The organism is Streptomyces sp. NPDC006283 (assembly GCF_040613325.1).
GTDB lineage: Bacteria > Actinomycetota > Actinomycetes > Streptomycetales > Streptomycetaceae > Streptomyces.
In genome coordinates, this window is sequence record NZ_JBEXRZ010000050.1 from 1 (window position 1) to 13,338 (window position 13,338).

General features: G+C 71.5%; 10 protein-coding genes. 9 read left to right on the forward strand and 1 reads right to left on the reverse strand.

Annotated features, from left to right (window positions below):
• Window positions 1-463: 463 nt before the first annotated feature.
• Window positions 464-1,804 (reverse strand): UDP-N-acetylglucosamine 1-carboxyvinyltransferase, encoded by a 1,341-nt coding sequence (murA, locus tag ABZ070_RS13470; protein WP_356633178.1) that lies wholly within the window; start codon window positions 1,802-1,804, stop codon window positions 464-466.
• 324 nt (window positions 1,805-2,128) lie between these two features.
• Here murA and ABZ070_RS13475 point away from each other — a divergent pair, with 324 nt between their 5' ends.
• The 9 genes from ABZ070_RS13475 to ABZ070_RS13515 all read left to right on the forward strand — a co-directional run bounded on the left by ABZ070_RS13475 (window position 2,129) and on the right by ABZ070_RS13515 (window position 13,263).
• Entirely contained in the window at window positions 2,129-2,689 is a 561-nt protein-coding gene (locus tag ABZ070_RS13475) for a YqgE/AlgH family protein (RefSeq protein ID WP_356633180.1), read from the forward strand.
• A gap of 101 nt (window positions 2,690-2,790) precedes the next feature.
• The gene (locus ABZ070_RS13480; protein ID WP_356633182.1) at window positions 2,791-3,084 is read left to right on the forward strand and encodes a DUF3039 domain-containing protein; all 294 of its coding nucleotides are present in this window, start codon (window positions 2,791-2,793) and stop codon (window positions 3,082-3,084) included.
• Between the two features lie 227 nt (window positions 3,085-3,311).
• The gene (locus ABZ070_RS13485) at window positions 3,312-4,616 is read left to right on the forward strand and encodes an extracellular solute-binding protein (RefSeq protein ID WP_356633184.1); all 1,305 of its coding nucleotides are present in this window, start codon (window positions 3,312-3,314) and stop codon (window positions 4,614-4,616) included.
• A gap of 4 nt (window positions 4,617-4,620) precedes the next feature.
• Window positions 4,621-5,598 (forward strand): sugar ABC transporter permease, encoded by a 978-nt coding sequence (locus ABZ070_RS13490; protein ID WP_356633186.1) that lies wholly within the window; start codon window positions 4,621-4,623, stop codon window positions 5,596-5,598.
• Window positions 5,595-6,527: a carbohydrate ABC transporter permease gene (locus ABZ070_RS13495; RefSeq protein WP_356633188.1), complete on the forward strand. Its 933-nt coding sequence runs from the start codon at window positions 5,595-5,597 to the stop codon at window positions 6,525-6,527. The genes ABZ070_RS13490 and ABZ070_RS13495 overlap by 4 nt, the downstream gene beginning before the upstream one ends.
• Before the next feature lie 12 nt (window positions 6,528-6,539).
• A complete protein-coding gene (locus tag ABZ070_RS13500; protein ID WP_356633190.1) occupies window positions 6,540-8,204 on the forward strand; it encodes a beta-N-acetylhexosaminidase in 1,665 nt (554 codons plus the stop codon).
• 267 nt (window positions 8,205-8,471) lie between these two features.
• Window positions 8,472-9,368 carry an FAD binding domain-containing protein gene (locus ABZ070_RS13505; RefSeq protein ID WP_356633192.1) on the forward strand — a complete coding sequence of 299 codons (897 nt, stop codon included), beginning with the start codon at window positions 8,472-8,474 and terminating at the stop codon, window positions 9,366-9,368.
• Complete coding sequence (locus ABZ070_RS13510; RefSeq protein ID WP_356633194.1) at window positions 9,365-10,951, forward strand: 2Fe-2S iron-sulfur cluster-binding protein; 1,587 nt, start codon at window positions 9,365-9,367, stop codon at window positions 10,949-10,951. The genes ABZ070_RS13505 and ABZ070_RS13510 overlap by 4 nt, the downstream gene beginning before the upstream one ends.
• 23 nt (window positions 10,952-10,974) lie before the next feature.
• Window positions 10,975-13,263 carry a xanthine dehydrogenase family protein molybdopterin-binding subunit gene (locus ABZ070_RS13515; RefSeq protein WP_356633242.1) on the forward strand — a complete coding sequence of 763 codons (2,289 nt, stop codon included), beginning with the start codon at window positions 10,975-10,977 and terminating at the stop codon, window positions 13,261-13,263.
• Window positions 13,264-13,338 lie beyond the last annotated feature (75 nt).

Below are 13,338 nucleotides of genomic sequence, written 5' to 3' on the forward strand. Positions count from 1 at the left end.
GAAGCTGCGGTACTCCCTGCGCTCCTGCGCGGACACGATCCAGCGTGCGGCCACGAGGCAGGTCAGGCTGCCGCCGATGAGGCCAAGGCCCAGCGGCTCTGGGCGGGTATGGCGGTGGGCCGCCGTCCCGGGCCCGCGCCGCGATCGCCGACGGGCCGGGCGCGGCCCCCGTCGAGCCGGACGCGCCTCTGTGCAGGGGCTCGGGGCGGCGTGCACGGTGGGGGTGCGCGCCGGCCCGTCCTGTCAGGGTTCCGCCCCCGGCCCCGCGCCTCACTCGCGGCGGGGCCGGGCGAGCCCGCGTCCCGGGCGAACGCGGGGCGGAGGCGACGGCACGCGCGGAGCGCCCCGTGAACCGGGCGAAGGCGGGGCCGAGGGGACGGCGCGCGGCGCCGCGAGCGGGGGCAGCACGATGGCCCCCGCGGAGCATTCCGCGAGGGCCATCCGCACAGCATCGGCCGCGCCGTCAGACGATCGGGCCGCCCGGCAGTTCAACCTTCGCGCCGAGCTTCTCGAGCTTCTCCATGAAGTTCTCGTAGCCCCGGTTGATCAGGTCGATCCCGTGCACCCGCGACGTCCCCTGCGCCGCCAGGGCGGCGATCAGGTACGAGAAACCGCCGCGCAGGTCCGGGATGACCAGGTCCGCGCCCTGGAGCTTCGTGGGGCCCGAGACCACCGCGGAGTGCAGGAAGTTGCGCTGGCCGAAGCGGCAGTGGGAGCCGCCCAGGCACTCGCGGTACAGCTGGATGTGCGCGCCCATCTGGTTCAGCGCCGACGTGAAGCCGAGCCGCGACTCGTACACCGTCTCGTGCACGATGGACAGGCCCGTCGCCTGGGTCAGGGCCACCACCAGCGGCTGCTGCCAGTCCGTCTGGAAGCCGGGGTGCACGTCCGTCTCCAGCGCGATGGACTTCAGCCGCCCGCCGGGGTGCCAGAAGCGAATGCCCTCGTCGTCGATCTCGAACGCGCCACCGACCTTCCGGTACGTGTTCAGGAACGTCATCATCGAGCGCTGCTGCGCGCCCCGCACGTAGATGTTGCCCTCGGTCGCCAGCGCCGCAGACGCCCAGGAGGCCGCCTCCAGGCGGTCGGGGAGCGCGCGGTGCGTGTAGCCGCCGAGTTTGTCGACACCGGTGATCCGGATGGTCCGGTCGGTGTCCATGGAGATGATCGCGCCCATCTTCTGCAGTACGCAGATGAGGTCCTCGATCTCCGGCTCGACCGCCGCGTTGGTCAGCTCGGTGACACCCTCGGCGAGCACGGCCGTCAGCAGCACCTGCTCGGTCGAGCCGACGGACGGGTACGGCAGGCGGATCTTGGTGCCGCGCAGCCGCTGCGGAGCCTCCAGGTACTGCCCGTCCGCGCGCTTCTCGATCGTCGCGCCGAACTGGCGCAGCACGTCGAAGTGGAAGTCGATGGGCCGACCGCCGATGTCGCAGCCGCCGAGGCCGGGGATGAAGGCGTGGCCGAGCCGATGCAGCAGCGGGCCGCAAAAGAGGATCGGGATGCGCGACGAGCCCGCGTGGGCATCGATGTCGGCGACGTTCGCGCTCTCGACGTGGGTGGGGTCGAGGACCAGCTCACCGGGCTCCTCGCCGGGGCGGACCGTCACCCCGTGCAGCTGCAGCAGCCCGCGTACGACTCTCACGTCACGGATGTCCGGCACGTTGCGCAGCCGGCTCGGGCCACTGCCGAGCAGGGCGGCGACCATCGCCTTTGGCACGAGGTTCTTCGCGCCGCGGACGCGGATCTCGCCCTCGAGCGGGGTTCCGCCGTGGACAAGCAGTACATCGTCTGTGCCGGTCATGAATCTCGCGTTCCGGAGGGCTCCCCCCGGCGAAGCGAGGGAAGGGCGGTCGGGTGGCCAGAGAAAAGGGTAAGGGGGCGGAGCACCGATTCCGTAAGGGTGAGGACCCATCTCGGCCGTAATGAATTGGGCACAACACGCTGTGTCCGCCGGGCCTCGCGTACCGTCACCGTCCCGCCCCTCGGAAGCGGACGCGACGCCTCCGCGTCCGCTCCGCGCGCAGCACCCGCTGAGCTGCGCCCATCGTGCGCATGCCCGCGGATGCGGGGGTGCACTCCCGCGCTCGGGCCCCGCGGAACGCGAAGATGCGGGATCATGTCTGGCATGACCGAGGTGTCCTCGCTCACAGGCCGGCTGCTTGTCGCCGCACCCGCCCTGGCTGACCCGAACTTCGACCGGGCGGTGGTTTTGCTGCTCGATCACGACGACGAGGGCTCCCTCGGGGTGATCCTGAACAGGCCCACTCCGGTGGTCGTGGAGGACATTCTCGAGTCGTGGGCGGCGCTGGCCGGTGAACCGGGCGTCGTCTTCCAGGGCGGCCCCGTCGCCCTCGACTCGGCGCTCGGCGTTGCGGTGATCCCCGGCGACGAGGGCCCGGTCGGCTGGCGGCGGGTGTACGGGGCGATCGGCCTCGTCGATCTGGAGGCCCCGCCGGAGCTGCTCGGAGGGGCGCTCGGCTCCCTGCGGATCTTCGCCGGTTACGCGGGCTGGGGTCCCGGCCAGCTGGAGGACGAGCTCCAGGACGGCGCGTGGTACGTCGTGGAGTCGGAGCCGGGGGACGTCTCCTCGCCCCACCCGGAGAGCCTGTGGCGCTCCGTGCTGCGACGCCAGCGCAATGAGCTGGCCATGTTCGCGACGTACCCGGACGACCCGAGCCTGAACTGAATCCCTGAACGGTTCCCCGGCGCCGGCCCTTCTGGGCCGGTTGGCCCAGGCGGCAGGGCCTTGCTCCCGCAGGGGCCGTGTCGTGAGTACCCTTGGAGCCCATGAGCACTCTTGAGCCCGAGCGCGGGACAGGCACGGGGACCCTCGTAGAGCCGACACCCCAGGTGTCGCACGGCGACGGCGACCACGAGCGCTTCGCGCACTACGTCCAGAAGGACAAGATCATGGCGAGTGCCCTCGACGGCACTCCCGTCGTGGCACTGTGCGGGAAGGTCTGGGTGCCGGGGCGTGACCCCAAGAAGTACCCGGTCTGCCCCATGTGCAAGGAGATCTACGAGTCCATGGGCGCGGGTGGCGACAAGGACAAGGGCAAGGGCGGCAAGGACAAGAAGTAACCGCTCCGACCGGTCGGCAACGGCCCCCGGGACGCGCTTCGGCGCTCCCGGGGGCCGTTTGTGTTCCGTCTTGCGGCGGCGGCTGCCGTTGCACGCAGTGCTTCACCCGGTCACAGAGTGGTTGAGACCTCTTGTCCGGCCGTGTGCCCCGCTCTAGCCTCCTGCGTGTTGTGCAGTGCGAAACACCCGTTGCGTATGCTGCAACGCCAATTCGTAGGGGTCCACGCATGAAGCTCATCTCCCGAACAGCCGCCAGGGCCGCGGCACTTGTGCTGGCGGGGATCACCGCCACCGCCTGCGCCCCCCAGACCTCCGACAACAGCGCACAGCAGGACGACAAGAGCGGCACACTGCGGGTCTGGCTGTTCCAGGAGGTCAACAACAAGCCGAAGGGGCAGGTCGTCGACGCCGCTGTCGCCGCCTTCGAGAAAGCGCACAGGGGCGCGAAGGTCGAGGTCGAGTACATACCGGTCGAGACGCGCGCCCAGAAGATGAAGGCGGCGTTCAACGACCCGAAGAGCGCCCCCGACGTCATCGAGTACGGGAACACCGACACGGCCGGCTACGTCAGGGACGGCGGACTCGCCGACGTCAGCGCCGAGTTCAACGCCTGGAGCGAGGCCAAGGACACCGACCCCACGGCCAAGCAGTCCGTCACCGTCGACGGCAGGATCTACGGCGCCCCGCTCTTCGTCGGTGTTCGCGCGCTCTACTACCGCACCGACGTCTTCGAGGACCTGGGCATCGAGGCGCCCAAGACCCAGGACGAGCTCATCGCCACCGCCAAGAAGATCCACAAGCAGAAGCCGGACCTCTACGGGCTCGCCGTCGGCGGCGCCTACACCTACGGCGCCATGCCCTTCATCTGGGCCCACGGCGGCGAACTGGCCGAGGAGAGCGGGGGCTCCTACACCTCCGCCATCGACAGCCCCGCCGCCCAGAAGGGCATCAGGGCCTACACGTCCCTGTTCGGCGACGACAACTGCCCGGCCGCCAAGTGCGCGTCCATGGGCGGCAACGCCACCGTCACCGCGTTCGCCTCCGGCAAGGCGGCCATGGCGATCGGCGGCGACTTCAGCCACCAGGCCGTCGACGCCGGCTCGGTCAAGGGCAAGTACGCGGTCGTGCCGCTGCCGGGCCTGAAGGCCGGCGAGATCGCCCCCGCGTTCGCGGGCGGCAACAACGTCGGAGTACTCAAGAGCAGTTCGCACCGAACCCTGGCGGTCGACCTGATGAAGCAGCTCGCCGGCAAGGAGACCCAGGGCAAGCTCTTCGACGCGATGGGCTTCCTGCCGACCTACACCGACGTGCGCACCGAAGCGGCGAAGAAGCGGCCGTTCGTCGAGCCCTTCATCACCACGCTCGGCGCCGAGGCCAAGTTCGTCCCCGCCTCGCCCGCCTGGGGGCAGATCGACGCCTCGCTCGTCCTGCCGACGATGTTCCAGGAGATCGTCAGCGGCAAGAAGGGCATCGCCACGGCCTCCGGGGACGCCGCCGAGAAGATGGACGCCGCGTTCACCGACGCGGGCTGAGCCCATGGCGTACAGGACAGCTGCCGCGGAGCCGGCCGTGGTCGCCACGGGGACCACGGGCCGCCGCCCGCCGCGGACGAATGCGCCGCCCGCCACCAGGACCCGCCGCCGAGGCGGGTGGACACCCTGGCTCTACCTCGCACCCGCCCTCGTGGTGCTGGCGGCTCTGCTGGTCTACCCCATCTACCAGCTCGGTCTGATCTCCTTCCTCGAATACACCCAGGCACAGGTCAGCGGCGGCGAACCGACCACCTTCCAGGGGCTCGGCAACTACCGGGCGCTGTTCGCGGACAGCCAGTTCTGGCAGGTGCTGCTGGCGACGCTGCTCTTCGCCGCGGCGTGCGTCATCACCACCCTCGCTGTCGGCTGCGCGCTGGCCGTCCTGCTGACCCGCGTGCGCGCCCTGCCACGACTCGCTCTGATGCTGGCCGCACTCGGCGCCTGGGCGACCCCGGCGATCACCGGCTCCACCGTCTGGGTCTTCCTCTTCGACCCGGACTACGGCCCGGTCAACCGCCTGCTGGGGCTGGGCGACTTCTCCTGGACCTACGGCCGCTACAGCGCCTTCGCGCTCGTCCTGTTCGAGGTCGTGTGGTGCTCGTTCCCGTTCGTGATGGTGACCGTGTACGCGGGCATCAAGGCGATTCCGGGGGAGGCGCTGGAGGCGGCCTCGCTGGACGGGGCCTCGCAGTGGCGGATCTGGCGTTCCGTCATGGCGCCGATGCTGCGGCCCATCCTGGTGGTCGTCACCATCCAGTCGATCATCTGGGACTTCAAGGTATTCACCCAGATCTACGTGATGACGAACGGCGGAGGCATTGCCGGACAGAATCTCGTGCTCAACGTGTACGCCTATCAGAAGGCCTTCGCGTCGTCGCAGTACAGCCTGGGCTCCGCGATCGGCGTCGTCATGCTGGTGATCCTGCTGGCGGTCACGCTCGTGTATCTGCGGCTTCTGCGGCGCCAGGGAGAAGAGATATGAGCCTCGAAAGGCGCGGATTTCGCGGCCCCCTTTCCCCGCGTGCCCGACGGCTTTCCCCGCAGGCCGGACGCACTTCCCCCGGTGTCCGGCGTGCGTCCCTGCGGGTCCGGCGCCCCTGGCGGCTCGTGGCGGAGGCATCGGCGCTCGTCATCGCGGTCGCCGTCGCCTTTCCGCTGTACTGGATGGTTCTCTCCGCCTTCAAACCGGCCGGTGAGATCCAGTCCACCGATGCGAAGCCGTGGACCCTCGCGCCCTCACTGGACTCGTTCCGCCGGGTCTTTCGGCAGGAGGAGTTCGGCGGCTATTTCGTCAACAGCCTCATCGTCGCCGGGACGGTCGTCCTCGCGTCGGCCCTCATCGCGTTCCTGGCGGCCACCGCGGTCACGCGCTTCCGATTCAGGTTCCGCACCACGCTGCTGATCATGTTCCTGGTGGCGCAGATGGTGCCGGTCGAGGCGCTCACCATTCCGCTCTTCTTCCTGATGCGCGACTTCGGGCAGCTGAACACCCTCGGTTCGCTGATCCTGCCGCACATCGCCTTCTCGCTGCCGTTCGCCGTCTGGATGCTGCGGGGCTTCGTCAAAGCGGTCCCCGAAGCCCTGGAGGAGGCGGCGTACATCGACGGCGCGAGCCGCACCCGCTTCCTGTGGCAGATCCTCTTCCCGCTGGTCTTCCCCGGGCTCGTGGCGACGAGTGTCTTCTCGTTCATCTCGACGTGGAACGACTTCCTGTTCGCCAAGTCGTTCATCATCAGCGACACCTCGCAGTCGACCCTGCCGATGGCGCTGCTGGTCTTCTTCAAGCCCGACGAGAACGACTGGGGCGGGATCATGGCGGCGTCGACCGTGATGACCGTGCCGGTGCTCGTCTTCTTCGTACTCGTACAGCGGCGTCTGGTCTCCGGCCTGGGCGGCGCGGTGAAGGACTGAAAGGCTGACGGCATGACAGACCACGTGACCGACCTGATCCCGGCGCCCGGCAGCGCCGCATGGACGGCATCCTCACCCGCCCTGTGCGTACTCGACGAGCGGACGTGGATCGACGCCCGCCCCGGCACGGAGGGAACGGCGCAGTGGCTGCGCGCCACCGTCGGCGCGGCCACCGGGCTGCCGCTCCACGCCGGCAACGCCGCGGACGCCGACGCTCAGGGGGACGGCGGCGCCGCCACCAGTCGCATCGTGCTGGCCATCGACACCGGCGTTGCCCACGAGGGCTACCGCCTCGTGGCCGACGGCCCCGAGATCCGGATCGAAGGCGGCAGCGCCGCAGGGGTGTTCTGGGGCGCGCAGACCCTGCGGCAGCTCCTCGGGCCGGCGGCCCACCGGCGGGCGCCGCTGACGAAGGGCGCGCAGTGGGAGCTGCCCGCGGTCACGATCGAGGACGCGCCCCGGTTCCCCTGGCGCGGCATGATGCTCGACGTCTCACGGCACTTCATGCCGAAGGACGGCGTCCTGCGCTACCTGGACCTGCTGGCCGCGCACAAGCTCAACGTCTTCCACTTCCACCTCACCGACGACCAGGGCTGGCGCATCGAGATCAAGCGCCACCCCCGGCTCACCGAAGTCGGCGCATGGCGGGCGCGCACCAAATACGGACACCGGGCCTCACCCCTGTGGGACGACGAACCCCACGGCGGCTACTACACGCAGGACGACATCCGGGAGATCGTTGCCTACGCCGCCGAGCGGCATATCACCGTCGTCCCCGAGATCGACATCCCCGGGCACTCGCAGGCCGCCATCTCCGCATATCCGGAACTGGGCAACGCGGACGTCATCGACACAACCTCCCTGACAGTTTGGGACAACTGGGGCGTGAGTCCCAACGTACTCGCACCCACTGACAACACCCTCCGCTTCTACGAGGGCGTGCTCGAGGAGGTCCTCGAGCTCTTCCCCTCCACGTTCGTGCACATCGGCGGTGACGAGTGCGCCAAGGACCAGTGGAAGGCCTCGGCGGCCGCACAGGCGCGCATCAAGGAGCTGGGGCTGGCCGACGAGGACGAACTCCAGTCGTGGTTCATCCGCCACTTCGACCGCTGGCTGACCGACCGGGGCCGACGGCTCATCGGCTGGGACGAGATCCTCGAAGGAGGCCTCGCCCCCGGCGCCGCCGTCTCCTCATGGCGCGGCTACAAGGGCGGCATCGCCGCCGCGGAGGCCGGCCACGACGTCGTCATGTGCCCCGAGCAGCAGGTGTACTTGGACCACCGGCAGGCCGACGGCGACGAACCGATGCCGATCGGGTTCGTACGCACCCTCGAGGACGTCTACCGTTTCGAGCCCGTGCCCCCGGCGCTCAACCCAGAGGCCGCCGCGCATGTGCTGGGCACGCAGGCGAACGTCTGGACCGAGGTCATGCAGGACAGCGCCCGCGTCGACTACCAGGTCTTCCCGCGCCTCGCCGCCTTCGCCGAGGTCGCCTGGTCCCGGCTGCCCGCTCCCGCCGAGCGCGACTTCACGGACTTCGAACGCCGAATGGCCGCCCACTACAGCCGCCTTGACGCGCTCGGAGTCGACTACCGGCCGCCCAAAGGCCCGTTGCCGTGGCAGCGGCGTCCCGGTGTCCTCGGACGCCCGATCGAAGGCGCGCCACCGAACGTATGAGCCCCGGGCTCCAGGGACGCGCCGGCGCCGTACCGGAGGCGAGGCGGGCGTGCGACGCCGAAGCCCCGGTCCGGCCGGGCGCTCCAACAAGAAATGGGTAAACCGGACCATTGTGGCGAGCATCAACCAGTGGGGCGGATACGCCCTTCGCGGACCCTCTCGTCGGTCAATCCGGAAGATGTGCCAGAGTTGCCACGTCCGCCCTGTGAGCACGTACGGTACGGCAACACAGGTGGGACAGCCGGGACACCGGAAAGGGGCAGCTGGGTGACCACGCACTCACCGCAGACGGCGCAGTCGGTGACGTTGCCGGCCTCGCTCGACGAGGCAGTGGCGGCGCTCGGCGCCATGCCCGCCGCCGTTCCCGTCGCGGGCGGCACCGACCTCATGGCGGCGGTCAACAAGGGCCAGCTGCGTCCCGCCGGGCTGGTCGGCCTCGGCCGCATCAGCGAGATCCGCGGCTGGCGCTACCAGGACGGTCACGCCCTGCTCGGCGCCGGCCTCACCCACGCCCGGATGGGCCGCCCCGACTTCGCGGCCCTCATCCCCGCGCTCGCCGCTTCCGCGCGTGCGGCCGGCCCGCCCCAGATCCGTAACGCGGGCACGCTCGGCGGCAACATCGCCGGCGCCGCCCCCACCGGCGACACCCTGCCCGTGCTGGCGGCCCTCGAGGCCGACCTGGTGATCGCGGGTCCCGGCGGCGCCCGCCGCGAGATCCCCGTGTCCCACCTGCTGGCCGGCCGGGAGATGCTCGGCCCGGCCGAACTGATCGGCTTCGTACGGGTACCGCTCCTGCACGCCCCGCAGGTCTTCCTGAAAGCCACCGGCCGCACCGGCCCCGGCCGCGCCACCGCCTCGGTGGCCGTCGTCCTCGACCCGGCACGGCGCGGCGTGCGCTGCGCGGTGGGCGCCATCGCGCCGATGCCGCTGCGGCCCCTGGAGGCCGAGCGGTGGATCGCCTCGCTGATCGACTGGGACGGCGAGCGCGGCCTCGCGGGCGAGGCGCTCGCCGCGTTCGGCGAGTACGTCGCCGCCGCCTGCATCCCCGACCCGGCACCGGTCCCGGCGGGCGAGGAGCAACCGGTACTGTCTCCGGCCGTACTGCACATGCGGCGCACGGTCGCCGCGCTGGCCCGACGAGCACTGGGGAGGGCGCTGTCGTGAGCAACGAGGACAACCCGCAAGGCCTTCCGCCGGAGTTCCGGGAACTTCCGGACGGCTACGAGCCGGAGCGCGGCGGTGAGCACTACGACCAGTACAGCTCCTACGGTTCGTACGGCACGCACGAGGCGTACGGGTCGCAGGGCGACCATGGCGGCTGGCAGCCCACGCCGCAGGGCGGCGAGTACGACGGAGAGGCCACGGCCTTCTTCCAGCTGCCGCCCGAGTTCACGGCGGACGCCGCCCCGCTCGAGGCCCCCGGGCACGGCTACGTACCACCGATGATCACTCCGCTGACGCCCGCGGCGACCGCCGACCCGGCGGCGACGGGCAACTGGGCGCCGCAGTGGCCGGAGCCTGCCGCCCAGGAGGCTCAGGAGCCGGCGGAGCGGAACGGCACAGGCCAGTGGACCTTCCACGAGGCGGAGCCGAGTGCATCGCCGCAGCCCGGATCCGTATCCGGCTACCCCCTGCACCCGGACGCCGCGTCGGCGCCCGCCGGCGGGGCCGAGAGCGACGCGGACCTGGATTCCGACTCCGGCGAATTCCCGCTGCCGTCGGGAGACGCCGCCTCTTGGGGAGGCATGGCTCCGGGAGCTACGACTCCGCCCGCGACGCTGCCCGGAGGCGCGCCCGCGCCGTGGGCGACGCTGCCGGGGGGAGCGCCTGCGCCGTGGGCGGAGCAGGAGCAGCAGGAGCAGGCCAAGCCACAAGAGCAGGCACAGGAGCAGCAGGCGGAGCGCGAGCAGGCGGGCGAGCCGGCCGCGGCCGATGCCCCCGAACCGGCGGCGGCAGCGGATCCGCTGCCCCAGGGCGCGGACACCGCCACGACCGCCCCCGCGACCTCCGTCACCGATGCCGGCGCCTCCACGTCCTCGTCCGCGTCCTCGTCCGCTGAACCGGCCGAGACCGCCCCCGAGGAGCCCGCGCCCCCGGCGCTGCCCGAGGACGTGGACCCCCTCCCGAACGGGAACGAGGAGCACCCGCCGACGTCCTACGTGCTGCGCGTCAACGGCACCGACCGCCCCGTCAGCGACGCCTGGATCGGCGAGTCCCTGCTCTACGTGCTGCGCGAGCGCCTCGGCCTCGCCGGCGCCAAGGACGGCTGCTCCCAGGGCGAGTGCGGCGCCTGCAACGTGCAGGTCGACGGCCGCCTCGTCGCTTCCTGCCTGGTTCCCGCGGCGACCGCCGCGGGCTCCGAGGTCCGCACCGTCGAGGGACTGGCCACCGACGGCGAACCCTCCGACGTCCAGCGCGCGCTGGCCGCCTGCGGCGCGGTCCAGTGCGGCTTCTGCATCCCCGGTATGGCCATGACCGTCCACGACCTCCTCGAGGGCAACCACGCCCCCACGGAACTGGAGACCCGCCAGGCCCTGTGCGGCAACCTCTGCCGCTGCTCCGGCTACCGGGGCGTCCTCGACGCCGTACGCGACGTGGTCGCCGAACGCGCGGCGAGCGCCGCGGCCACGGACCCGGCGGATGCGGAGGCCGCGGCGGACGAGGGCGCGGAACCGCGCATCCCGCACCAGGCGCCCCCCGGCGCAGGTAGTGTGCAGGTCCACCCGCACGACGGAGGCATGGCGTGAGCAACGACGCGGCCACCACTGCGATGCCGCAGCCGGTCGACAGCCCTCAGCCGGAAGCTCCTGCCCACGGCCTCGGCGCCTCCCTCCCTGCGGCCGACACCCGCGCGAAGACGGAAGGCACGTTCCCCTACGCCTCCGACCTGTGGGCGGAAGGCCTGCTGTGGGCGGCGCTGCTGCGCTCGCCGCACCCGCACGCCCGCATCGTCTCCGTCGACACCTCCGCCGCGCTCGAGATGCCGGGCGTACGGGCGGTCGTCACCCACGAGGACATCCCCGGCGACGGCGCGTACGGCAGGCGCATCGCGGACCGGCCCGTCTTCGCCGCCGACATCGTCCGCCACCACGGCGAGGCGATCGCCGCGGTCGCCGCCGACCACCCCGACACGGCTCGCCTCGCGGCGGCGGCGATCGCCGTCGAGTACGAGGTCCTCGAGCCGGTCACCGACCCCGAGAAGGCCTTCGCCGCAGAGCCCCTGCACCCCGACGGCAATCTCATCCGCCACATCCCGCTCCGCTACGGCGACCCGGACGTGACGGGCGAGGTGATCGTCGAGGGCCTGTACCGCATCGGCCGCCAGGACCCGGCCCCCATCGGCGCCGAGGCCGGCCTGGCCGTGCCCCGCCCCGACGGTGGCGTCGAGCTCTACGTCGCCTCCACCGACCCGCACACCGACCGCGACCTGGCGGCGGCCTGCTTCGGCCTCGAGACTGAACGCGTCAAGGTCGTCGTCACCGGCGTCCCCGGCGCGACCGGCGACCGCGAGGACCCCGGCTTCCAACTGCCCCTCGGCCTGCTCGCACTTCGCACCGGCTGCCCGGTCAAACTCGCCGCCACCCGCGAGGAGTCCTTCCTCGGCCACGCCCACCGCCACCCGACCCTGCTGCGCTACCGCCACCACGCCGACTCGGAGGGCCACCTGGTCAAGGTCGAGGCGCAGTTGCTGCTCGACGCGGGCGCGTACGCCGACGCCTCCTCCGAGTCGCTGGCCGCCGCCGTCGCCTTCGCCTGCGGCCCGTACGTCGTCCCGCACGCCCACATCGAGGGCTGGGCGGTCCGTACGAACAACCCGCCGTCCGGCCACGTCCGCGGCGAGGGCGCGATGCAGGTCTGCGCCGCGTACGAGGCGCAGATGGACAAGCTCGCCACGAAACTGGGCCTGGACCAGACCGAGATCCGCCTGCGCAACGTCCTGGCCACCGGTGACATCCTTCCCACCGGCCAGACGGTCACCTGCCCGGCCCCGGTGGCCGAACTGCTGCAAGCCGTACGGGACTTCCCCCTGCCGCCCCTCCCCAAGGACTCCCCGGAGGACGACTGGCTCCTCCCGGGCGGCCCCGAAGGAGCCGGCGAACCGGGCGCGGTACGCCGCGGCGTCGGCTACGCCCTCGGCATGGTCCACATGCTCGGCGCAGAAGGCACCGACGAGGTCTCGACCGCCACGGTCAAGGTCCACGACGGCACCGCCACGGTCATCTGTGCTGCCGTCGAGACGGGCTCCGGATTCACCACGCTCGCCCGCCAGATCGTCCAGGAGACGCTCGGCATAGACGACGTCCGCGTGGCCTCCGTCGACACCGACCAGCCCCCGGCCGGCCCGGCCGCCCACGGCCGCCACACCTGGGTCTCCGGCGGAGCGGTGGAACGCGCGGCGAAAATGGTCCGCACCCAGCTCCTCCAGCCGCTGGCCCACAAGTTCGGCATGTCGACGGAGCTCCTCCAGATCACCGACGGCAAGATCACTTCGTACGACGGCGTCCTGTCGACGACGGTCACCGAAGCGATGGACGGCAAGGAACTGTGGGCCACGGCCCAGTGCCGCCCCCACCCCACGGAGCCCCTGGACGCGTCCGGCCAGGGCGACGCCTTCGTGGGCCTGGCGTTCTGCGCGATCCGCGCCGTCGTCGACGTCGACATCGAACTCGGCTCGATCCGCGTGGTCGAGATGGCCGTGGCCCAGGACGTCGGCCGCGTCCTCAACCCCGCCCAACTCGCCACCCGCATCGAGGCCGGCGTCACCCAGGGCGTGGGCGCGGCCCTCACGGAGAACCTCCGCACGGCCCGCGGCCTGATCCGGCACCCCGACCTCACCGGCTACGCCCTCCCGACAGCCCTGGACGCGCCGGACATTCGCATCGTGAAACTCGTCGAAGAACGCGACGTGGTGGCCCCCTTCGGCGCCAAGCCCGCGAGCGCTGCGCCGGTGGTCACGTCCCCGGCCGCGATCGCTTCCGCGGTCCGCGCGGCCACCGGCCGCCCGATCAACCGACTGCCGATCAGGCCCCAGGCGGCGGTGGCTGTTCCAAACTCGTGACGTAGTCGGCGGGTTGCTAGTGCAATCCAGGGGTGCACTGTGTCATGCCCACTCGGTAGAGTGATCCCTGCAGAC